This is a genomic window from Planktotalea sp. (assembly GCF_018607965.1).
Classification (GTDB): domain Bacteria; phylum Pseudomonadota; class Alphaproteobacteria; order Rhodobacterales; family Rhodobacteraceae; genus Planktotalea.
This window is the reverse complement of sequence record NZ_JABBAM010000124.1, coordinates 1-20,529: the sequence shown is the minus strand read 5'-3', so window position 1 is coordinate 20,529 and position 20,529 is coordinate 1. Positions and strand designations below refer to the sequence as shown.

21 protein-coding genes are annotated in these 20,529 nt (G+C 53.3%); 7 read left to right on the top strand and 14 right to left on the bottom strand.

Going from position 1 to position 20,529, the window contains the following annotated elements; genetic code table 11:
• Positions 1 to 78: 78 nt before the first annotated feature.
• The 8 genes from QZ279_RS11630 to QZ279_RS11595 are packed head-to-tail and all read right to left on the bottom strand — an operon-like array spanning position 79 to position 8,344.
• Positions 79 to 804: an SDR family oxidoreductase gene (locus QZ279_RS11630; RefSeq protein ID WP_293451021.1), complete on the bottom strand. Its 726-nt coding sequence runs from the start codon at positions 802 to 804 to the stop codon at positions 79 to 81.
• Positions 801 to 1,574 carry a cyclase family protein gene (locus QZ279_RS11625; protein ID WP_293451019.1) on the bottom strand — a complete coding sequence of 258 codons (774 nt, stop codon included), beginning with the start codon at positions 1,572 to 1,574 and terminating at the stop codon, positions 801 to 803. Before QZ279_RS11625 ends, QZ279_RS11630 begins: the two co-directional genes overlap by 4 nt.
• Positions 1,571 to 2,821 (bottom strand): SDR family NAD(P)-dependent oxidoreductase, encoded by a 1,251-nt coding sequence (locus QZ279_RS11620; protein WP_293451017.1) that lies wholly within the window; start codon positions 2,819 to 2,821, stop codon positions 1,571 to 1,573. Before QZ279_RS11620 ends, QZ279_RS11625 begins: the two co-directional genes overlap by 4 nt.
• A complete protein-coding gene (locus QZ279_RS11615) occupies positions 2,818 to 3,987 on the bottom strand; it encodes a thiolase family protein (RefSeq protein WP_293451015.1) in 1,170 nt (389 codons plus the stop codon). Before QZ279_RS11615 ends, QZ279_RS11620 begins: the two co-directional genes overlap by 4 nt.
• Entirely contained in the window at positions 3,984 to 5,585 is a 1,602-nt protein-coding gene (locus QZ279_RS11610) for an AMP-binding protein (protein ID WP_293451013.1), read from the bottom strand. Before QZ279_RS11610 ends, QZ279_RS11615 begins: the two co-directional genes overlap by 4 nt.
• Entirely contained in the window at positions 5,582 to 6,055 is a 474-nt protein-coding gene (locus tag QZ279_RS11605; RefSeq protein ID WP_293451011.1) for an aromatic-ring-hydroxylating dioxygenase subunit beta, read from the bottom strand. Before QZ279_RS11605 ends, QZ279_RS11610 begins: the two co-directional genes overlap by 4 nt.
• The gene (locus QZ279_RS11600; RefSeq protein WP_293451009.1) at positions 6,052 to 7,392 is read right to left on the bottom strand and encodes an aromatic ring-hydroxylating dioxygenase subunit alpha; all 1,341 of its coding nucleotides are present in this window, start codon (positions 7,390 to 7,392) and stop codon (positions 6,052 to 6,054) included. The genes QZ279_RS11605 and QZ279_RS11600 overlap by 4 nt, the downstream gene beginning before the upstream one ends.
• A gap of 10 nt (positions 7,393 to 7,402) precedes the next feature.
• Positions 7,403 to 8,344, bottom strand: a complete 942-nt coding sequence (locus QZ279_RS11595; RefSeq protein ID WP_293451007.1) for a PDR/VanB family oxidoreductase — start codon at positions 8,342 to 8,344, stop codon at positions 7,403 to 7,405.
• Positions 8,345 to 8,429: 85 nt separating this feature from the next.
• Here QZ279_RS11595 and QZ279_RS11590 point away from each other — a divergent pair, with 85 nt between their 5' ends.
• The 7 genes from QZ279_RS11590 (at position 8,430) to QZ279_RS11560 (ending at position 14,273) form a co-directional block, all read left to right on the top strand.
• The gene (locus QZ279_RS11590; RefSeq protein ID WP_293451005.1) at positions 8,430 to 8,912 is read left to right on the top strand and encodes a MarR family transcriptional regulator; all 483 of its coding nucleotides are present in this window, start codon (positions 8,430 to 8,432) and stop codon (positions 8,910 to 8,912) included.
• 185 nt (positions 8,913 to 9,097) lie between these two features.
• The gene (locus QZ279_RS11585; RefSeq protein WP_293451003.1) at positions 9,098 to 10,126 is read left to right on the top strand and encodes a TRAP transporter substrate-binding protein; all 1,029 of its coding nucleotides are present in this window, start codon (positions 9,098 to 9,100) and stop codon (positions 10,124 to 10,126) included.
• Between the two features lie 56 nt (positions 10,127 to 10,182).
• Entirely contained in the window at positions 10,183 to 10,686 is a 504-nt protein-coding gene (locus QZ279_RS11580) for a TRAP transporter small permease (RefSeq protein WP_293451001.1), read from the top strand.
• Positions 10,686 to 11,996 (top strand): TRAP transporter large permease, encoded by a 1,311-nt coding sequence (locus tag QZ279_RS11575; RefSeq protein WP_293450999.1) that lies wholly within the window; start codon positions 10,686 to 10,688, stop codon positions 11,994 to 11,996. The genes QZ279_RS11580 and QZ279_RS11575 overlap by 1 nt, the downstream gene beginning before the upstream one ends.
• A gap of 2 nt (positions 11,997 to 11,998) precedes the next feature.
• Positions 11,999 to 12,457: a DUF3237 domain-containing protein gene (locus tag QZ279_RS11570; protein ID WP_293450997.1), complete on the top strand. Its 459-nt coding sequence runs from the start codon at positions 11,999 to 12,001 to the stop codon at positions 12,455 to 12,457.
• A 115-nt stretch (positions 12,458 to 12,572) separates the two neighbouring features.
• The gene (locus tag QZ279_RS11565) at positions 12,573 to 12,788 is read left to right on the top strand and encodes a DUF2805 domain-containing protein (protein ID WP_293450995.1); all 216 of its coding nucleotides are present in this window, start codon (positions 12,573 to 12,575) and stop codon (positions 12,786 to 12,788) included.
• 57 nt (positions 12,789 to 12,845) lie between these two features.
• Positions 12,846 to 14,273, top strand: a complete 1,428-nt coding sequence (locus QZ279_RS11560) for a DUF6880 family protein (protein ID WP_293450993.1) — start codon at positions 12,846 to 12,848, stop codon at positions 14,271 to 14,273.
• Positions 14,274 to 14,327: 54 nt separating this feature from the next.
• Here the strand turns inward: QZ279_RS11560 and ugpC are convergent, their stop codons facing one another.
• From ugpC to QZ279_RS11530, 6 genes are read right to left on the bottom strand one after another with little or no spacing between them, the layout of a single operon-like run.
• Entirely contained in the window at positions 14,328 to 15,362 is a 1,035-nt protein-coding gene (ugpC, locus tag QZ279_RS11555) for a sn-glycerol-3-phosphate ABC transporter ATP-binding protein UgpC (RefSeq protein WP_293450991.1), read from the bottom strand.
• Positions 15,350 to 16,771: a mannitol dehydrogenase family protein gene (locus tag QZ279_RS11550; RefSeq protein ID WP_293450989.1), complete on the bottom strand. Its 1,422-nt coding sequence runs from the start codon at positions 16,769 to 16,771 to the stop codon at positions 15,350 to 15,352. Before QZ279_RS11550 ends, ugpC begins: the two co-directional genes overlap by 13 nt.
• Entirely contained in the window at positions 16,768 to 17,661 is an 894-nt protein-coding gene (locus tag QZ279_RS11545; RefSeq protein WP_293450987.1) for an AraC family transcriptional regulator, read from the bottom strand. Before QZ279_RS11545 ends, QZ279_RS11550 begins: the two co-directional genes overlap by 4 nt.
• 4 nt (positions 17,662 to 17,665) lie before the next feature.
• The gene (locus QZ279_RS11540) at positions 17,666 to 18,427 is read right to left on the bottom strand and encodes an SDR family oxidoreductase (RefSeq protein ID WP_293450985.1); all 762 of its coding nucleotides are present in this window, start codon (positions 18,425 to 18,427) and stop codon (positions 17,666 to 17,668) included.
• Positions 18,427 to 19,263 carry a carbohydrate ABC transporter permease gene (locus tag QZ279_RS11535; RefSeq protein WP_293450983.1) on the bottom strand — a complete coding sequence of 279 codons (837 nt, stop codon included), beginning with the start codon at positions 19,261 to 19,263 and terminating at the stop codon, positions 18,427 to 18,429. Before QZ279_RS11535 ends, QZ279_RS11540 begins: the two co-directional genes overlap by 1 nt.
• An 11-nt stretch (positions 19,264 to 19,274) precedes the next feature.
• Complete coding sequence (locus tag QZ279_RS11530; protein WP_293450981.1) at positions 19,275 to 20,213, bottom strand: sugar ABC transporter permease; 939 nt, start codon at positions 20,211 to 20,213, stop codon at positions 19,275 to 19,277.
• Positions 20,214 to 20,529: the final 316 nt, after the last annotated feature.

Genomic DNA, 20,529 nt, shown 5'->3' with positions numbered 1-20,529 from the left:
TTGACTTAAATGGTGCCCGAGGGCGGAATCGAACCACCGACACGAGGATTTTCAAACCGATAGTCTGATCTGAGTTCCTTAAAGCGACATCGCCCCGACGCTGCCCCCGCCACACACATAAAGGTTTTGACCCGTCACAAAGCTGTTGTCGGGATCGCAGAAAAACAGGAACGCATTTGAAATATCCTGCGTTGTTCCTAGACGCCCAACGGGAATGCGCTTGGCCAGATCGGCCTCACGTTCGCTGCCTTTAGGGATGATGTCCCAAAAGTTATCCGTTTGCACTGGTCCGGGCGAGACGACGTTCACAGTAATGCCATGGGGGGCCAGTTCCAGAGCCCAGGTGCGCGCCATGCCAATGATGCCGGCCTTGGTTGCCGAATACGCCGTGCGCGTGGGCACGCCCAAAGCAGCACGCGAGCCGTTGAACATAACGCGGCCAAAATTATTCACTTTCATCGACGGCAGAAATGCTTGGAGCAGGATCAGCGGTGCGCCGAGATGGATTTGGGTAAGTCCTGTCAGATCGCTCGCGCTGACCTCTTCCACCAGATTAGGCCAGATGATGCCTGCATTGTGAACCAGATGTGTGATCTCGTGCTGCGCAGCGATTTCTGCAGCGGCGCGTTCGGTTGCGGCCCCATCAAGCAGATCAACCTCTACATGGTCCAATTTCGCATCCGACCATTCGGGCGCACCGCGTGATAGGGACACAACGTCATAGCCTTTCGCGATCAAACGCTGCCCAAGATCGGCACCAATCCCTTTGCTGGCGCCAGTTATCAAAGCCGTATATTTGCTCATGACGTCACCAACGCAAGCACGCGCAGTGGGCTGCCTGTGCCGCCTTTGATCTTTAGGGGTGGCGCAATCAACAATGCGCCTGTGGGTGGGAGCGCGTCGAGACTGCGCAGGCATTGCAGACCAAACTTCCCAGCCCCGTGCAGCAAGTAGTGCGCAGGGTATGGGGGAACGTAGTGCGATCCTTGGCCCGCATCTGTGCCAACTGTTTCCGTGCCAAATCCACGAATATCGCGCTCCAACAACAGTCGCACCGCATCGGGCGTTGGACCCGGCGAATGGGGTCCATCTTCTGCCATGTTCAGATATTCTGCACCACTGCGCTTGGACCAATCCGTGCGCATCAGCACCCAGTTGTCTGCAGGGATCATGCCATGCTCGGCCTCCCAAGCAAGGATCACTTCTGGCGTCAACTCATAGTCATCGTCCTGCGCCGCACCTTGTGAGCAATCGATCACTACGACAGGGCCAACGAACACGCTTGGATCAATCTCGTCCACATCCCCGTTAGGCACATCCTTGCCTGACACCCAATGGCTGGGCGCATCAAAATGCGTTCCTGTGTGTTCGTTCATTGTCAATTTGTGCCACTTCCACGCGGGGCCGCGATGATCATAGGCGCTGACTTCTTCCATACGAAAGCGGGCACATTGGCCGAACTCTGGCGGCAGGATGATGACAGGGAAGTCAGGGTCGAGCGTGTGTGTTAGATCGACGATACGGGCCTGTCCGCTCATCAAGGCATCCGTCACATTGGCAATAAGATCGCTCATGATCCGCCCCCCGTCATTTCGCGTTCCAAAAGCAGCGGATCGGTCTGCCAGCGCGCGTAAACATCACGTGCGATGTCGCCGCAAGTGACCTCCTCCAAGCCATCAACCAAGCCCCCAACGACAGACCGCGCGACCGCGTTTGGCGTCACTTTGGGCGGGGGCAAAGGCTGGAACCATGCATCCCCTTCAACGGGACCAATATAGACGTTCATCATGCGCAGGCCACTGCTGCAAAATTCTGCCCGCAGGCTTTGGGAAATGGATCGCGCCGCCGCTTGGGACGCGCCAAACGCCCCGTAGTTGGCATCGGACGAAAGCGCACGCACAGAGAGGATATTCACAAAAGCCACCGCCGAATTAATCCCGTCCTGCACGCGCCCTGCCATGGCGGGACCAAAGCCTTGCGCCAAGCGCATAAGACCTAGCGCGTTCACCTCGAAACTGTTGCCTGCGAAGGTCGTGTCAGTGTCCAAGATCCCACCAGGGCGCGCGTAGCTGGCGGTGTTGATCAGGATATCGACCTTGCCGCCAATCTCTGCGGCAAGCTTTGCGACTGAAGACACATCTGTAACATCCAGCGGAAGGATCGAAACGTTGTCTAATCCCTCAAATTCTGCGCGTTCAGGCCAACTAAGCCATGTCTCAGGCTCGCCCAAAAACACATGCGCGGCCCCCGCTCTCAACAGCGCTTGCGTCAACGCCAATGCCATAGGGGAACGCGCATCACTGATAAGAATGCGGCGGTGTTTTGGATCAGACGACATCGCCCGCAGCACAGGATCATCTTGCATCACATCACTTCCTTTCAGCGGCAAAGCGATCAACACGCCCTGCCCCGCTCTATCAAGTTTCAGCGCCATGCGCACCTTGTCACCGCGCCCAACTTCGCCGTGCAGATGGCAATTCAGCGATGGCCCCGCATGTAGGTGTACCGCCCCCATACGCCATGGCATCCGTTCGCGAAAATAAGGTTCAGGCGAAACGCGGATCGTAGTTTCGGCCATGACCGTGCCGCTTGGATCCACGTCTTGCCAAGACAAATCAGGTGACATGCATTTCACACAGGCATCACGCGGTGGATATTGGAGGGCTTGGCAGTCTGCGCAGACCTGCAGGCCGAAACGCCCCTGTAAAGCCATGACGCCAAGGCCGAGCGCCGCGCGACTGCGCGTCATTGGTGGCAGAACGGGAACTTGTGTGCGTTTCTGCGGATCTTTTTTGGAGGGTGGCACCAAGGGTGTTGTCATCTGTTGCCACCCTCAATCACAGCCGCCGCAGAGCAGAGCCCACGATCATAATTGATCACCCCAAATCCCGACACAGCCGCGCGCTTTGCGCCAATCACCTGCGTTGGTCCTGCGGTTCCTGTGACTTGGCGGATCGCTTCGACCAATCCTAGATATCCACCCGCGGCACCGGCCTGTCCAACGGACAGTTGGCCACCTGATGTATTATGCGGAAAGTCACCGCCGATGGTCAGGTCGTGTTTGCGCACGAACTCTGGCCCTTCACCTTTGGAGCAAAATCCAAGGTCCTCGAATTGCATCATGCAGATAACTGGGTAGTCATCATAGGTTTGCAATACGTCGATGTCTTTGGGACCGTACCCCGCCATATTCCACAACTCGTCAATGTCCACAGCCCAACCACCACGCAATTGAATAGGATCATCTGGAAACGCATTTGTTCGCTCAATCGTCGCGCTGATCCGTGCAAAAGGAAGGCCCTTGGCCACAGCCATATCTTCGCGCATCATGATGAAAGCTTCGGACCCTGCGCAGGGCATCACACAATCAAATAGGCTGATCGGATCGGAAATCATCCGCCCATCCATGTATTGCTCAAGGCTCAGGGGTTTTTTCATAATCGCTTGCGGGTTGTGCAAAGCGTTGGCGCGTTGGGACACTGCGATTTTGCCAAAATCCTCACGGGTTGCGCCGTATGTGTGGGTATAGGCGTCCTGCAACAGTGCGAAACTGGCGTTGGGCCCACCGAACCCGTAGGGAAACGTAGCATCCATCGAAAAACGCGAAAAAGCAGATAGTAAGTTGCGAAAACTGTCGATGCGATTGGTGTCGCCCGCCACACACGCGACCACATCCACGTCCCCACATTGCACCGCACGTGCGGCACGTCGCATGGCCGCCACACCGCTGGCACCACCCATCGGAACTGTGTCTAGCCAACGCGGAGAGATACCCAAGTGCTGCGTCAACCCGACAGGCGTATCAGGTGCAAGGGTGAAGCAGGACACCGATAGGCCGTCCAATTCTTGAGGCATCATGTCGATGATTTTCAATGCCTCCCGCAACGCCCGCGCGATCCACCAATGCGCCGTTTCATTCGTGTAGCGCACATAAGGCACGGAAACCGGCGCGACCAAAACAACACCGTCATAAGGGAGGCGGTTCACGATGTGCTTCGCTTTTTCAGGTGGCGCGTATCGATGGTATTGGGATCCTCAAGCAAATTCGCAGCAAGGGTTTTCAACGTTGCGCGCTGTAGTTTCTGCGTCGCGGTGACGGGTAAATTCTCGACAAAAGCGATGTACCCTGGGGCTTTGTAGTAGGCAATTTGGGATAGGCACCACGTGGTGATTTCTCTAGCGAGAGCTAGGTTAGCAGCATCTTTTGAAACCACGCAAGCGAAGACTTCGTCGCCTCTGATCGCATCAGGGACGGCGGTGACGGCGACGCTTTTGATATCGGGGTGGCGTGCCAGAATAGACTCGACCTCGACCGCTGCAATATTTTCGCCAGAGCGTCGGATCACGTTCTTTTTGCGGTCCACAAAATACATGGTGCCATCCGCTTCGCGCCGCACGATATCGCCAGTGTGGAACCAGCCGTCATGCCAAACCTCGACCGTCGCCGCTTCGTTCTTGAAGTACCCTGCAAAGAAGCCTTTGCGCGGATCAGCACCTGCCGCGCGCACAAGCAATTCCCCATGATCGCATTCTTCGCCTGCGTCATTTATCAAACGCGCCTCGACAGTTTCATCGGGCGAACCAATAGAGCTTTTTCCAATAACGCGAGGCTCGCGATTGGCGCAGATCGTGCCACCTGCCCCTGTTTCGGTCATCGCCCAACCTTCGCTAAGCGGGATGTTGAAGCGTTCTTCAAAACCTGCATGAAGTTTAGGGTCAATGCCCGCGCCAAAACCGAAACGAACTGAATGGCTACGATCATTGTCATTCGGGTCTGCCCCCATCAACATTGACGGCATAACCCCCAAATAGTGCAGGCACGTCGCATGACTATCGCGCACACTGGCCCACCATGTGCGCGGGTGAAATCGATCCAGCGCGGTCAAGCAGCCCCCAACGCGAACCATCGCCATGAAGGAAAACGCCATCGCGTTCATGTGAAAGATCGGTAACGGCGTGATCATGCGTTCGTCGTCTGTGTTTAGGGCACAAACACCCGTAGCTGTGCCATACCAGCGCCCCGCTTCGGTGAAATATTCATTGGTCAAGATGCACCCTTTGGGCTGCCCTGTGGTGCCAGAAGTATAAAGAAGTGCCGCTTCTGGATCGCCCACACGTTCGGCAATCGCAGCCATTGTCAGGGCATTTGGCAGCGGCTCGCCCAGGGACACGACTGGCATTTCCATTCCAACTTCAGCCGATGCATCACGCAATTCTTGGGCGCGACTGGGGATCGTCAAAGCAAGAACAGGTTCCGCATGACCAATCATATAAGCGATCTCGCCAATACGCAGATCAGGGTTCACCGGCACAACTGAAATGCCCAACGCGTTGAACGCAAGCCACCACAGGAAGTAGCTGGGACGGTTTTCGAGCAACAGCATGGCGCGCTGGCCTTTAATATATCCGACAGCTTTGATTTGGGCGATGTAGCTCTGGACCGTATCTAAGGCGTCGGCATACGAAATCTCGCCAGCCTCAATTTCGTAAATATCTGCCGTCTCTTGCAATACGTTTAGGAATGGCCGTTCAGGCCAGCGCGCCGCACTCTCATTGAAGGTATCAAAAACGCTTTGTCCGCTCATGGAAGCAACTGAATATTGCAGAACGCTGCGTCGCAATTAAGAATGTCCACGCGCTTGTTCGCAATGTGCAAATTCCCGTCAACCAATGCCAATTCATGGCGCGCCGTCAGGGCGAGCAATTGCTGTTCATCCAGTCGCGTTTCGACGTAGTGCATTGAGGTGTTGGTCACAAAGCAATCCCCTTTCATTTCGTCCACAAAGGGACGTTGAATGACATGATGGCACCGGCTTTTGGGTTTTTGGCTAAACGTGCGCGCGCCGTTCAAGCGTTCGACACGCAACTTGAGCATGAATAGGTCTTCATACAGCAACGAAGTCTCGTTTATCGGGTCGCTTTGCTTGTAATCCAGCGGCATCCAGTAGTGCCCATCTGGCAGCCAAAGCGCGAGCCATTCGGCATAGCGACCCTCGTCCAACATACGCACTTCTTCGTAGATGAAGTCGATCAACTGATCCTTGGATACGCTCATTCCGCAGCCTCCTGCGTCGCTAATTCATAGGTCATGAACTTGGCCCACGCGTTGAACTGGTTGCGCATTTGGCGTTCGGTTGTGCCGTTGTGGACGGCCTCTTCAGTAAAGTCCTCGTCTTCTTCCAAAAGCCGCTGAATGTTCACCCATTCCATGCCGTCGCTTTGCAGTCCTTCTTGCGCGCGTTCGTACATTTCAAGATCATCATGCCCGACTATGGAAGTAGGTGCATTGATCATGCGATTGTACATTGCTGTGCGCGCGGTCAATTCATCAGGTGCGCCGACAAGACGATAGATATAACTTTCAACGACAGTTCTATTAGCAGCAAGCGGGATGAAGACGCGCAATTGCTGGATTGGGCCTTTGACCATGATGTTAGGGAAATAGACCGTGTTGTGGCGGTTCTCATCTAGGATAGCTTTGGCCTTTTCTTCGCCGTACGCCGCTTTCATCGCTTCAAAATATCCCTCAATCTTGGTGTAATCGGAATGGATTGAATGGTTCACGCCTGTATGGCCGTGCCCATTGGGCCACGTGCGGATACCCATGCCCTCGAAGAATTCATAGGGGCTCATGAAGGGGGCAATGATCTCCATGGCGGGCGGTTTGGGCGCGCCTTCGGGCAGATCAAGTTCTTCGTAAAGCTTGATCGCAGTACCCGCGCTGGATTCGTGCGCAACCATCGGATGGCACGTGTCAGTCTGGTTTTCGACTAGCATTTTCCAGTTGCAATGATGCATATAGCGCAGCGGTGGTCCGACCACTTCAAGGCGACCCTCTGGCGAGCGATCCACCATGTTATCGATGGAACTGAGGCTATCGCCAAAGAACTCTTCGAACGAAATCCCCTCTTCGGCGAGGCGTGCAAAGATGAATCCCCGGTGATTTTTGACAGCACCAACAGCCTTCATCCCTTTACCGCTGGCGGTCTTTTCCAAATCCGTGCCCTCGTACCCTTTCTTCAATGGGATCGCGAGAAGGCAGCCATCAGTTTTGAACGACCACGCATGGTAAGGGCAGCGGAAAAACTTGCCCGTGTTGCCTTGGCGATCAATGACGATCTTGGTGCCTTTGTGCGGGCAACGATTGTAAAGAACGTGGATGTCGTCGGCTTTGTGGCGCACTTGAATGACGGGCTGGTCACCTATTTGCGTGGCAAAGTAATCACCTTTTGCAGCGGTCTGGCTTTCGTGGCCAACAAAAACCCAGGCGTTGGTAAACACATGCTGCATCTCAAGCTTGTAGACGTCTTGGTTGATGTAAACATCGCGGTGAACTTGGTTCGGTTCAACCAGCGCGGCTGCCGCATTCGGATTTCCTGAGTAACGTTCCATCAGCAGCCTCCTAAATATCCAACACCAAACGCGCAGATTTCGCGCGGCTTACACATATCTGCATAACATCGCCCGCGTCTCGCTCGGCTTTGCTCAGGACCACATCGCGATGGTCCGGCGTGCCCTCAAGAACGTCACACTGACAAATCCCACAATCGCCGCGTTGGCAATCATACATGACATCGACGTCGTTTTCTTCAAGAACGTCAATGATGCTTTGCCCGATGGGAATTGTGTATACGGTCCCGTCGTTAATTTGCACTTCAAACGCCGTGTCACCGCCTTGCGTGCTCGCGGCCTCGAACAGTTCGAAATGCACGCGCTCAGACGGGATGCCCGTGGTTTCCGCTTTGGCACGTGCTGCATCAAGCAAGCCGCGTGGACCACAAACATAAAGATGCGCCGACCCAACAAAACTCATCACGCGATCCAGATCAAGCGCAGTTTCTGCGCCGTCGCAATGAAGGGTAAACGCGTCACCCCAATTACTGGAAAGCTCTGCTGGATAGGCCATCACATCCGCGCTGCGACCCGAGTAATGGAACCTGAATTCTTGTCCTGCACGTTCTAAAGCCACGGCCATTGAAATCAACGGCGTTACACCGATGCCCCCCGCCAACAGAACCGCTGGCGCATCAGGTATCACGGCGAAATCATTCTTGGGTGCGCTGAACGTGATCGGGTCACCGACCTGCATAGCATGCATCGCTTGCGATCCGCCCTGGCCATTGTCTTCGCGTTGAACGACAATTCTATAAGACGTTGGCGTCTTTAGCACTGCATCAAATGACACCAACGAGTAAGCGCGCGCGCCAACTGCAAGGTCAAACTCAACATGCGCGCCAGCCTCCCACGTGGGCAAGGCAACACCATCGGTTGCGGCAACGACCAAGCTGCTGATACGATCAGTTAATCGTGTGACTTCGATCACAACACCAGAAATTTTACCCATGGGAGTCTCCCTTTGTGAAAGAATATGAAATTTCATACACTTTAGGTCAAGATGTTATTGACGCGTCGCAAGGCTGGGCAAACAAATGAAAACACCGCTGACTGCAGACGGCGACCCCAAGTTCGTCGCCGATTATCTGCTTTTTTTACTTGCCGCGGCCAGCGATGGTGCCAGCGCACAATTTCATGCGAAAGTCCGAAGCCAAGGTTTGCGCGTTCCCGAATGGCGCGTGCTCGCGTGCTTGCATGATCGCGACGGTGCGATGATTACTCAACTCGCACGCATTGCACTGGTGGAACAATCCCGCCTCACCCGCATCATCGTGCAAATGGAAGAACGCGAGTTATTGATCCGTCAAAGCGATCCTGATGACGGCAGGCGGGTTCGCGTGTTTCTGACACCTGCGGGTCGCGCATTGACCAATCAATTGGTTCCCCAAGCTCAGGCGCATGAACAGGCGCTGCTGGAACGACTTTCACACATGGGCGGAACAGAATTGGACGCAGCAGAATTGAAACCAATGCTGCGCGCGCTGATGAAGACCTTAGAACAGGACGCCACGAGGTAGGCTGCGCAAAAAAACGGGTTCTCAAAACTCTTCAAGTCAGCTTATATGAAATCACATATACTTTTTCGTGTGGGCGATCTCGATTGACGCGCGGGTAAATCAACAAAGAGTATTACGCGTTTAACAGTTGTTAAGCAGTTCAACATCGTGTTGGCTGTGGTTCACAAATTTCTGGGAGGAAAATTATGAAACGTAGATCACTAATCAAGGCAGGGTTCGTCGCGACAGCGATGACGTTCGGTCTGACCGCAACGGCAGCGATGGCAGAAACAGTTACGCTGCGGATGGCCACTTGGTTACCACCAAAGCACCACCACACAGCAGTTGCGCTGCCTGCATGGATTACTGCCATTGACGAAGCATCCGGCGGCACGCTGAAGATTAAGATCGACCCAGCCCCCATCGCAAAGCCACCCGGCCAGTACGACATCGTACGCGACGGCGCGGCAGATATGTCCTACCACGTGGTTGCCTATACACCCGGACCTTTCGAAATTTTGCGCGGTGTTGAATTGCCGTTCTTGTCCCCAAGTGCTGAAGTCGGCTCACAGGCGGCGTATGATTGGTATGACCGTAACGTAGGGTTCGACGCAGAATTCAAAGACGTTAAAATCATTACTATGTTCGTGCATGGCCCCGGCGCTGTTCACACAAAAACACCCGTAAAAACACTAGAAGACCTCGCGGGCGTGAAGTTGCGTGTTGGCGGCGGCGGCGTGCGCATGTCCGAAGCATTGGGTGCGACACCCGTCGCGATGCCAGCGTCCAAAGCCTATGAAGCAATCCAAAAAGGCGTTGCAGACGGCGCAATGTTCCCCTTCGAAGCCATCGCGGGTTTCCGTTTGGGCGAGCTGGTGAACTACCACCTCGAAATTCCGGGCGGTCTGTACACAACACCTTTCGCAGTCATGATGAACCCAGCAAAATACGACAGCCTGTCAGACGAGCACAAGAAAGTGTTGGCAGATGTTGGTGGCATAAACGGTGCCAAAATTATCGGTGCGGCGTGGGATGATGCGGACGCGATCGGTCGCCAAGCAGCTGTCGATCAAGGCGGTGTTTTCCACACGCTTGAGGGTACAGAGCTTGCACGCTGGACAGATGCGATCGCCTTCATGGACGGCGCATGGATCGAAAAAGCCAACGCAGCCGGTCACGATGGCGCAGCGCTTTTGAAAGATCTAAAAGCAACAATCGCGAAATACTCTAATTAAAAGAAATGCGGCATCAGAGGCGACTTTGATGCCGCACCTTTTTCGAAGGACATCCCTTGGAAACTTTCCTAAAACGCATCTCCAACGTGCTGGCTGCATTCGCAAGCCTGATCTTGTTGCTTGTGATGTTCACAACATTTGCAGACGTCGTTGGGCGCTATTTTTTCAACGCTCCCGTTACATACGCGGTTGAGCTGATCCAACTTGGCATGGGCCTGCTGGTCCTGTTCGGCCTTGCAATCACAACGTTAGAACGCGGCCACATCGCGGTCGATCTTGTCGAGAGCATGGTTCCCACAATCGTGCAAAGGGTCTTCGCCACTTTCGCAGCCCTTTGTGGCATTGTCTTTATCGGCCTCATTTCATGGCGCCTTTGGGATCGCGGCATCAAATTCATGGGGGATGGTCTGGCGACCGATGTTCTGTTCCTGCCCGTTTGGCCCGTCGTCGTCCTTATGGCGATTGCAGCAGGTATCGCAACGCTGATCGCAATTGCCCAACTTTTCATGCCGGGACTTAATAAAAAGACCCCAGAATTCGATAAAGATATGGACGTCTAATGGACCCGATTACAATTGGCATACTCTGCTTCCTAGCCCTTTTCGTCCTCCTCATCATGACCGTGCCAATTGGCTTTGCCATGGGCCTATGCGGCCTTGTAGGCATGTCGATGATCATTGGCGTTGGCCCGTCCTTGTCGCTGTTTGGCACGACGGTTTATGAAACCACGGCTACATATGATCTGTCGATTATTCCCCTGTTCGTTCTGATGGGGGCTGTCGCTGCGCGTTCTGGACTTAGCAAAGAACTCTACGGTGCGTTCAACGCGTGGTTCGGCGCGTTCCGTGGTGGTTTGGCGCTTGCGACCGTCGGCGCATGCGGCGCATTCGCAGCAATCTGCGGATCATCTGTTGCGACAGCCGCGACCATGTCAAAAGTCGCGCTACCAGAAATGAAACGCTACAAATATTCCGAAAGCCTTGCCACAGGATCAGTCGCGGCTGGCGGTATCATTGGCATTCTCATTCCGCCGTCTGTTGTGTTGGTGCTCTACGGTGTGCTCACCGAGACCTCGATTGGTGATCTTTTCATTGCAGGCTTCCTGCCCGGCATCCTGACCATCGTTGGCTTCATGTTGGTCGTCGTAGTTGTCACGCGCCTGAACCCCGAGAGCGGTCCCGCAGGGGAAAAAATCCCCCTTAAGGAAAAATTCGCAGCACTTGGGCGCACATGGGCGATCATACTTTTGTTTGGCCTTGTTATTGGTGGCATCTATTTTGGCGTCTTCACCCCTACAGAAGCCGCAGGCATTGGCGCGGTCGGTGCGTTCGCAATTTCGGCACTGCGCCGTCGTATGACATTGGCAAACACCCGTGATGCGTTGATGGAAACAGTGAAAACCACGGCGATGATCTTCACCATTCTTATCGGTGCTTTGACGCTCAACAATCTCATGGTGTTCTCTGGAATCGCCTCTGCGCTGTCTGGCTTTGTGTCCGGCTTAGACATGCACCCAATGGCTGTTATGGCAATCATTTTGCTCATCTACTTGGTCATGGGCTGCTTCCTGGACGCGCTGGCAATGATCTTGCTGACCGTGCCAATCTTCTTTCCGATTATCGCAGACCTTGGATTTGACCCTGTTTGGTTCGGTATCATCGTTGTCATGGTCGTAGAGCTTGGCCTGATCACACCCCCCATCGGAATGAACGTATTCGTCATAAAAGGTATGGTGCCAGACGTAAAACTATCCTCGATCTACAAAGGCGTTATCCCCTTCGTGATCGCGCAGTTCATCTTGATCATCATGGTCTTCCTGATCCCCGACATCGCACTTTGGCTACCCGAAAGCGCACGCGCGTTTCGATGAGTATGAAGGCACCCACACTTGACCTTATCTGTCGTCTTGAGGTTGAGCTTGATCCTATCCGTGAAATGGGTCCGGGGCGCGCAGGCCAACGTCGGATCATTCCTATCGTTGGCGGCACTGTTACCGGTGAATTGCTATCAGGCAAAATCCTGAACCTGGGGGCGGATTGGCAGACCATTTTCAAGGATGGCCTCGCGGAACTGGACACACGATATGCATTTGAAACCCATGATGGCGCATTGATCGAAATTACCAACTACGGCTTTCGTCATGGTCCACAGGAGGTGATGCAGGCAATGGCGCGCGGCGAAGATGTGTCGGCTGAGGATTACTACATGCGCACACACGCACGTCTGGAAACAGGCGATGCGCGATACGCTTGGGTAAACCAAACGCTATTTGTCGGCAAAGGTCACCGCGAAAAATCACGCGTTATTCTTGATCTGTATGCATTGAACTGATGACAGCGCAGGCAAGTATCGTTTAGCGTAAATTAAACACAAAAATTCGAACGTTCGGACGCATGTAAGTCAAAATAACCTTGCCAAGGGGCTTCACGCACCTAAGTCCTTTAGTATGATAAAAATCAACGAACTCCGCCCCGATCACGTCAGCGACATAATCCAAATGGCGCTTTCTGACCATGTGAGTTTTAAGGACATTCAGCGCGAATACGGGATCACTGAAAAGCATGTCAAAGCACTGATGCGCGACACCTTGAAAACTGGAAGCTATAAGGCTTGGCGCAAACGTGTACGCGATTTTGGCGACCGCAGGGCGACTTACAAATAGAGAACGCGGCGCTGCCAGCTCTCTTCCCTTCCAGCGCACGAGATGTAAGTAACGCACATGTCCAAAAAAACTCTCAATCGCGTAAATCTTGAAGCCCTGGGTGCAGAGCAGTTGGCAGACTTGCTGATGGAAATCAGTACAGGTAGCGCTGATATTAAAAGACGGTTGCGTTTGGAACTAAGCCACCATCTTGGCGCAGAAGAACTGGCCCATGAGGTCCGCAAGCGACTGGCATCTTTGCGAAAATCCAACAGTTTTGTAGGCTGGCGTAGACGCAAGGCGCTCATCAAAGATCTCAACACGCAAGCCGCAATGATAACGGAGAAGATCGCACCTACAGATCCGACAATCGCGTTCGATTTGCTTTGGCAATTCTTGGAAATGGCTCCGTCAATTCATGGGCGTGTAGACGACAGCAAGGGCGATGTCGGCGAGGTTTTTCATACAGTCAAACAACATTTTTCTGAAATCGCACCCCGCGCACGTCTTGATGTTGGTGATTTAGCCGATCGCGTTTGGGGTGCTATTTTAGAGAACGGCCATGGTGAATGGGACGGAATAATTTCCCTTGTTGCCCCCGCACTTGGACCCGCTGGTTTGGCCCATTTAGTCGACCTCATCAAAGAGTATGGAAAGGCTCCAAGCGAAGGTGTTTCAACGGACCACGAAGCGATCCAATTTCTACGCCAATTGCGTGGTGGCGCAGATTATGCAGCACAGCGTAAAGCCCAATTTGTCAAAGAATGCCTGCAAGAAATCGCAGCCCTTCAAGGGGATACTACCGCGTATATCGCCCAGTATTCTGACGAAGACCTACAGCGTAAAAATATAGCGGCGGAGGTCGCTCTGCTTTTGCTTTCACAAAACCGTGCACACGAAGCACTAGAGATGTTACGCGATGTCCACCCTGATGCCAGCTACTCTGAACAAGTGGCATGGGACGACGCATATATCGCGTGCTTATTGGAACTGGGACAGAACGAAGACGCGCAAGAACACCGTTGGTCCAGCTTTCTGGAAACACTGAATGTTGATCAATTGCGCGACTACCTCAAAGGTCTGCCTGACTTTGACGATGTCGAGGCCGAAGATCAGGCCAAAGCGCATGTATTGGAATACCCAGATGCCGCCCGCGCTCTGCAATTTTGCCTGCTTTGGCCAGATTTACTGACAGCGTCGCATCTCATCTGCGCGCGTGCGGACGAGATAGGTAGCGATACGCCCTCACGCACTGCACATACTGTAGAAGCCCTTCGATTGCGTCATCCGCTTGCTGCTATGTTGGTCTTGCGAGGGGGGATTGATCACATTTTAGATCATGCACAGTCCTTCAGATACGGCGATGCGGCGGATGCGCTTGCGGACTGCGCTGCACTTGATACCGATATTTTGGATTACATGGGCTTTCCCACGCACGATCAATTCATCTCGCTTCTTCGCTCACAATATCAACGTCACTTAGCGTTTTGGAAGAAGGTCGATTGAGGGATGTTTTGGGCTGGATCAAACATGTAAGCCAGCCAAATTTCATGTGTTATTTCACACGCGCAAACCGCTTTCAGCATCGAAATAACGCGCCAGCTCTGGCTTGATTGTGAAGCCAATTGTGCTGCCCATATCAACCGCTGGAGGCTTTTCAGTCTTAGCAATAAATTCGACGCCAGTTGCTGTCACAAGATGCACGAGCGCGTATTCTCCAAGGTTTTCAACCAGCTCAAGACGACCCTCTACAACGGCGTCACCTGCATTGGTGAGAACCATGTGCTCTGGCCGTAGGCCGACCTGATGGTTGGCCGCAAGTTCTTTGCCAAGGGATCTGCCTGCATTTTCGGCAAGATCACCTGTCGAGAAGAAATTCATCTTGGGGCTACCAATGAACTGCGCAACAAATGCATTTGTCGGGCGTTCATAAAGTTCAATAGGGGAGCCAACCTGTTCGATCCGGCCATCGCGCAGAACCACGATCTTGTCAGCGAGTGTCATCGCTTCGACTTGGTCGTGGGTCACGTAGACCATGGTGGTTGCCAAACGCTGGTGCAAGCGCGCGATTTCGAGACGTGTTTGAACACGCAAAGCCGCATCAAGGTTAGAGAGCGGTTCGTCGAACAAAAACACCTCTGGATCGCGCACAATCGCACGACCAATGGCAACGCGCTGGCGCTGACCACCAGATAGATTGCGCGGGCTACGATCTAAGTAATCTGTGATCTGAAGGATTTCTGCGGCTGCGGATACGCGGCGTTCGATTTCTTTTGGATCTGTCTTAGCCTGCTTCAGTCCAAACGCCATGTTCTTATAGACAGTCATGTGCGGATAAAGTGCGTAGGATTGGAACACCATCGCAACGCCGCGCTTGGAGGCAGCAACGTCGTTCACAACCGTGTCGCCAATTGCGACTGTGCCGTCTGAAATCTCTTCAAGACCCGCAATCATGCGCAACAATGTGGATTTACCGCAGCCCGATGGGCCAACAAAGACAACAAATTCGCCATCTTCGATATCAAGGTCCACGCCGTGCATAACCTGCGTGTCACCATAGCTTTTGCGTACGTCGCGTAGTGTCAGACCAGCCATTTCGACTCCAATTCTTTTATTTCACGCCCAAGAGTTGCGGCGAATTCGGGATATGTTTCAGGAAGGTCGCCCCAGAGCTGACGATTGGTCAAAAACGCATCGGAGCCAAGAAGGGCCTCGAGGTCGTTCCAGCTGGGTTCGACATATTTAAACGGGATTTTGCCAGCCGCGACGTGGCACGAAAAGACGTACCAGCTTGCGATGCTGCGGATTGCGTAGATGGGCATGATGCCCTGCTCTAGGCAGCCTGCAAGGGTCGGGCGGATAAAGATCGGAAACTTCGCCATGCCGTCTGCGCAAATGCGTGCAACTGTGTCGCCGATGGCCTGATTACTAAAGCGACGTGCGATGTCGGCAAGGTAATCTTTTTTGGAAAAGGGCAGATCAATGGTGATCGCGGGCAGGACTTCGTTGGTTTCGAAATTCTGGAAGTGTTCGTTCAAGTGCGGGACACGCATTGCAGCATCGAAGGTTTCAACGCCCTCTAAAGCGGCCATGTAGGCAAGCGCCGTGTGGCCACCATTTAGGACGCGGATTTTAGTTTCCTCGTAGGGATCAACGTCGTTGGTGACGGTGACGCCCGACTGCGCCAAATCTGGCATCGGGGCGGTGGCGCTGTCTTGGAGAACCCATTGAATGAAATCCTCGGCCATGATGGGCGAAGTGACGTCGCTGCCAATAAGCGCGGAGAGTTCTGGACCGAGTTCCGCAGGGCTGCGCGGTGTGATGCGATCCACCATAGAGCAGGGGAAAGCGACATTTGCATCCACCCAAGTTGCGAGCGTGTCGTCACCGCATGCAGTGAGGTAGGCATGCAGATTGCGACGCAGCATTTTGCCGTTCTGGCGGATGTTGTCACAGCACGCGATGGTCAATGGTGCGCCCGTGTTGGCAACGCGCTGTGTGAGGGCGGCGCGCAGGTAGCCATAGACACTTTGGGCTTTGTCTCCCGCAATTTCAGCAGCGATTGTTGGATCAGTTGCGTTCAGATCGCCGTTGGGATCGGTATAATAGCCGCTTTCCGTGACGGTGATTGTGACCAAATGCACGGATGTTTTGGACAAAAGCGCTTCTGCATCAGCTTGGGCACTGCCCCAGTCGACAAAGTGCACATGAGAGCGAACGCGGCGTAGCGCGACTTCGCCCTCTGCGGAATAGGATTTAAGAAAATAACCGTCGTGGCGCGCGATATCCGCGTCGGCCTCGTTGAAGTGACCAGATTCAGACCCGCGCAAGTTGACGGCAGCAATGCCCCAACGCAAATCGCCGGAAACGTCCATGTAATCATCCAAATACACCGCCTGATGCGCGCGATGAAAGGCACCAAATCCAAGATGAACAACGCCGATTTGGCAAGCCGAGCGGTCATATTTTGACGCTGAAATCGGTGTGAGTGTCGCACTGTTCATGAGGTCGTCTCCAATTGCGGTGCGAGATCTTTGCGCGCTGTATCGCGATATTCGGAAGGGGTCATGCCCTTCACTTTCAAGAAATGCCGATTAAAGTTTGCAAGGTTTTTGAAACCAGCCATCTGCGAAATTGAGGTGATCTGGTCGTCAGATGCATAGAGCATACCACAGGCTTCGCCAATGCGAATGCGGTTCAGGAATTCCACAAAACTGTGGCCTGTGACAGACTGAAAATTGCGACTAAACGTGATCTCGGTCATGTTCGCCATTTTGGCGGCTTGCCCAACGGTTAGGCCATCGCTGAATTCTTTGACAATGTGATCAACAACTTCGGCGATACGCGCTTGTTTGCTGCCACCCTCCGGTTGGATAAGCTTGGCTATAGAAAGCGTCTTCTTTTCCGCATGCTCATTCAAACGCACAAGGAAACGTACGAACGCAAGAATGCGTTCCGCCCCCTTATTATCGCGAATGGATTCCATGTGACCGCGCGCGAATGTCGGGTTGAAGCCCTCGAAATGGATGCCCGATTGTGCGAGCATCAACAATTGCAAAACCTGTGAAAATTCAGGAAAACCATCGGCAAGTTTTTCAACACTTTGGTGGCTGAATTGAACCAGCATATCGCGCGTTGGCGCAGGTTCAGTCCAAGCGCGATCCGTGATCCAATTGTGGGGCAAATTTGGCCCCGTCATAAAGAGATCACCCGCTTTGAAATCGCCAATGTAGTCGCCCACAAACGCCTTGCCACGTGTTGCTGTGATCAAGTGCAGTTCGTATTCTTCATGCGCATGCCAACGGCATAAATCTGTCGGCCACCCGTGTTCAAGGTAACGTATAGATCGCGTGCTGCGATCAACCATTTCGATTTCGGGTGCGATAATTGACATCAGATCACCTAAGCACGTTGCCGCCATCGACACCGATGGTCTGCGCGGTCATATAAGATGATTGCTCGCTTGCAAGGAAAACCGCGGCGCGGGCGACGTCATCTGGGGTTCCCATATATCCCAACGGAACGGCCTCGCCGACTTCGCGTTTCTTCTGGCCAATTTCTTTGTCTTCGAATTTTGCGAAAAGTGCATCCACAGTTTTCCACATCGGCGTGTCTATCACGCCCGGGCTAATAGCGTTGACGCGAATTTTATGCGGCGCAAGCGCCAATGCGCTGGACTGCGTGTAGCTAATGACAGCGGCTTTTGTGGCGCAATAATGTGCAACCAAAGCTTCGCCACGATGTCCCGCTTGCGAGGCCATGTTAATGATGGATCCACCCTGCCCCTGAGCAACCATGGATTTCGCACACCCTTGGAGTACTGCGTAAAACGCGCGGACATTGACACCAAACAGGCGATCCAACTGAGGCAAATCCCCCTTTTCCAACACGCTGCCCATTGCGAACAGAGCGGCATTGTTGAACAGGATGTCCGGCTTGATGTCTGCAATCCATTCACCAAGCGCGCTCAGATCTGCATCCTCAAGCAAATCAAAGCGTTTATAGATCGCAGGGCCTTCAAAGCTGTCAGCAATGTCCGTCGCATAGACGGTCGCTCCTAGGGCCGCAAAATGTGCAACCGCACTGGTGCCAATGCCACCAGATGCACCAGTGACCAAGGCAACCTTGCCGGTCAGATCTGTTGGTGCAGCGTTTAACATTACTTAACGGCTCCGAATGTAAGGCCCGCAACCAGCTGCTTCTGACAGAACCATCCAAGGACAACGATAGGTGCAATCGCGGCGGTAGATACCGCTGACAGGCGTCCAAAGAACAGACCTTCTGGCGCACGGTTGCCCTCGATCAGGGTGGACAGTGTGGAGGCGTTGAATGTCGTTAGACGCACAGTCCAGTACGCTTCGTTCCAGCAGAAGATGAAGGTCAAAAGCGCTGTGGATGCGATGCCACCCCATGCGAGAGGGATCAGGATGTCCTTGATTTCACCCCATGTGCTAACGCCATCCATCTTACCGGCTTCGATGATCTCTTTCGGGATCTCTTTGAAGTAGGTGAACAGCATCCAAATCACGATAGGCAGATTGACCAAGCATAGGACAAGGATCACCAGAAAGTGGGTGTCAAAGATGCCGAGTGTGTTTTTGGTCAGGAAGGTCATCGGATACAGAACCGCCGCCGCTGGCAACATTTTGGTCGAAAGCATCCACATCAGGATATCTTTGGTATGACGGCTAGGATCGAAGGCCATCGCGTAGGCCGCGGGGACACCCACGATCAACGCAAACAACGTCGCAAAACCAGATGTGATCACGGAATTCATCGCAAACTTCCAGTAATCATAGTTCTGCGTCATGTTGGTGTAGTTATCCAACGTGGGCGTGAAAAAGAACAGGTGCTCTGGGTTAACCGCGTCTTGGTCCGTCTTGAGGCTGGTAAAGACCAACCAGAAAATCGGGAAGAAGAAGATCAATCCGATGGACCATGCAGCGACGGGCCATAGAATTGAACTTAGCTTGGATTGTTGTGCTACAGTTGCCATTGTTCTTACCCTTAATCCATCAAGCTTTTGCCAACCATGCGAAGCAAGAAAATCGCGATGATGTTGGCTAGGATGACTGCGAAGATGCCTGTGGCGCTAGCAGCACCGATGTTATTATTTGCGAATTCACCAATCAGGTACGGAAGGTTCTTGTTTCCGTTACCGCGGCTGACGATTTCGATCTCTGCATAAAGCGAGAGGTGGAAGATTGACTGGATCATGATCACAATTGCGATTGGGCGGGCCAAGTGCGGAACTGTGAGGTTGATGAACTGGGACCATGGGCTTGCGCCGTCCAGTGTTGCCGCTTCTTTCTGACTTTCATCTTCGGACTGTAGGGATGTCATGAAGATCAGGACCGCAAAGGGAGTCCATTGCCACGTCACCATCATGATAACCGCATATGCAGAGGTTTGCGTGGCACGGAACGAGATCGGTTCAATCTGCGGCCAAAGGTTAAAGAACCAGCCCAACACAGGGAAATCGCGCAGTCCGTCGATTAAGATGTTCAAACCGCCAACTGCGATGCCTTGAAGCCCCAGAACCGGATCAAGGATCATATTGATCCATAGAACACCGTTCACCGCGGGCATCACAAAGAAGGGGGAAATCAGCAAAACGCGTACGATGCCACGTCCCGGGAAAGATTTGTTGACCAACACGGCAATACCAAGACCTAACACAACGGTAAGGACCAAAATACTGGCCACGATAAAAACCGAATTTTGGATCGCAAACCAAAAATCCTTGGCGTTCAACACGTATTCGTAATTGCCGAAACCGCGCCAATTGCTCAGTGCAGGTTTCGTCCATTCAGGCCGGATCGAACTGTTTAGCACGTAGCGGATGAAAGAAAAGTACAACGTCATGGAAAGCGGTACGAGCATCCAAATTAGCAAAAGCAAGACAGCGGGTGTCTGAAGGATGCGTGGGAGCGTTCTATCGGCCATAGCTCGGGTCACCTGTTAGAATCAAAAATTGAAATTAAGATTGTGTATAGCGGGTTTTCGCATAGCGAGCAGCGTTTGGGATGTGCCGCATTCAAGCTAACAAAAATAACAACTTTAGGGGGTGGGGGTGAAGAGCCCAGTTTACACCGGGCCCTTCTGATCTAGTCATTTAGAAAAGGGGTTAGTAGTAACCCGCTTCCTTCATGATTGCGTCTGCCGCTGCTTGTGACGCTGCAAGTGCTTCGTCTACAGACTTCGCGCCGGACAATGCCGCTGCGATTTCTTGTGCTACTGCAGAACCAACTTCTGGGAACTC

What these genes read in the sequence shown, in the direction of transcription:
- QZ279_RS11630 (WP_293451021.1), bottom strand. Translation starts at nt 804, where the DNA reads ATGAGCAAATATACGGCTTTGATAACTGGCGCCAGCAAAGGGATTGGT.
- QZ279_RS11625 (WP_293451019.1), bottom strand. Translation starts at nt 1,574, where the DNA reads ATGAGCGATCTTATTGCCAATGTGACGGATGCCTTGATGAGCGGACAG.
- QZ279_RS11620 (WP_293451017.1), bottom strand. Translation starts at nt 2,821, where the DNA reads ATGACAACACCCTTGGTGCCACCCTCCAAAAAAGATCCGCAGAAACGC.
- QZ279_RS11610 (WP_293451013.1), bottom strand. Translation starts at nt 5,585, where the DNA reads ATGAGCGGACAAAGCGTTTTTGATACCTTCAATGAGAGTGCGGCGCGC.
- QZ279_RS11605 (WP_293451011.1), bottom strand. Translation starts at nt 6,055, where the DNA reads ATGAGCGTATCCAAGGATCAGTTGATCGACTTCATCTACGAAGAAGTG.
- QZ279_RS11600 (WP_293451009.1), bottom strand. Translation starts at nt 7,392, where the DNA reads ATGGAACGTTACTCAGGAAATCCGAATGCGGCAGCCGCGCTGGTTGAA.
- QZ279_RS11595 (WP_293451007.1), bottom strand. Translation starts at nt 8,344, where the DNA reads ATGGGTAAAATTTCTGGTGTTGTGATCGAAGTCACACGATTAACTGAT.
- QZ279_RS11590 (WP_293451005.1), top strand. Translation starts at nt 8,430, where the DNA reads ATGAAAACACCGCTGACTGCAGACGGCGACCCCAAGTTCGTCGCCGAT.
- QZ279_RS11585 (WP_293451003.1), top strand. Translation starts at nt 9,098, where the DNA reads ATGAAACGTAGATCACTAATCAAGGCAGGGTTCGTCGCGACAGCGATG.
- QZ279_RS11575 (WP_293450999.1), top strand. Translation starts at nt 10,686, where the DNA reads ATGGACCCGATTACAATTGGCATACTCTGCTTCCTAGCCCTTTTCGTC.
- QZ279_RS11570 (WP_293450997.1), top strand. Translation starts at nt 11,999, where the DNA reads ATGAAGGCACCCACACTTGACCTTATCTGTCGTCTTGAGGTTGAGCTT.
- QZ279_RS11565 (WP_293450995.1), top strand. Translation starts at nt 12,573, where the DNA reads ATGATAAAAATCAACGAACTCCGCCCCGATCACGTCAGCGACATAATC.
- QZ279_RS11560 (WP_293450993.1), top strand. Translation starts at nt 12,846, where the DNA reads ATGTCCAAAAAAACTCTCAATCGCGTAAATCTTGAAGCCCTGGGTGCA.
- ugpC (WP_293450991.1), bottom strand. Translation starts at nt 15,362, where the DNA reads ATGGCTGGTCTGACACTACGCGACGTACGCAAAAGCTATGGTGACACG.
- QZ279_RS11550 (WP_293450989.1), bottom strand. Translation starts at nt 16,771, where the DNA reads ATGAACAGTGCGACACTCACACCGATTTCAGCGTCAAAATATGACCGC.
- QZ279_RS11545 (WP_293450987.1), bottom strand. Translation starts at nt 17,661, where the DNA reads ATGTCAATTATCGCACCCGAAATCGAAATGGTTGATCGCAGCACGCGA.
- QZ279_RS11540 (WP_293450985.1), bottom strand. Translation starts at nt 18,427, where the DNA reads ATGTTAAACGCTGCACCAACAGATCTGACCGGCAAGGTTGCCTTGGTC.
- QZ279_RS11535 (WP_293450983.1), bottom strand. Translation starts at nt 19,263, where the DNA reads ATGGCAACTGTAGCACAACAATCCAAGCTAAGTTCAATTCTATGGCCC.
- QZ279_RS11530 (WP_293450981.1), bottom strand. Translation starts at nt 20,213, where the DNA reads ATGGCCGATAGAACGCTCCCACGCATCCTTCAGACACCCGCTGTCTTG.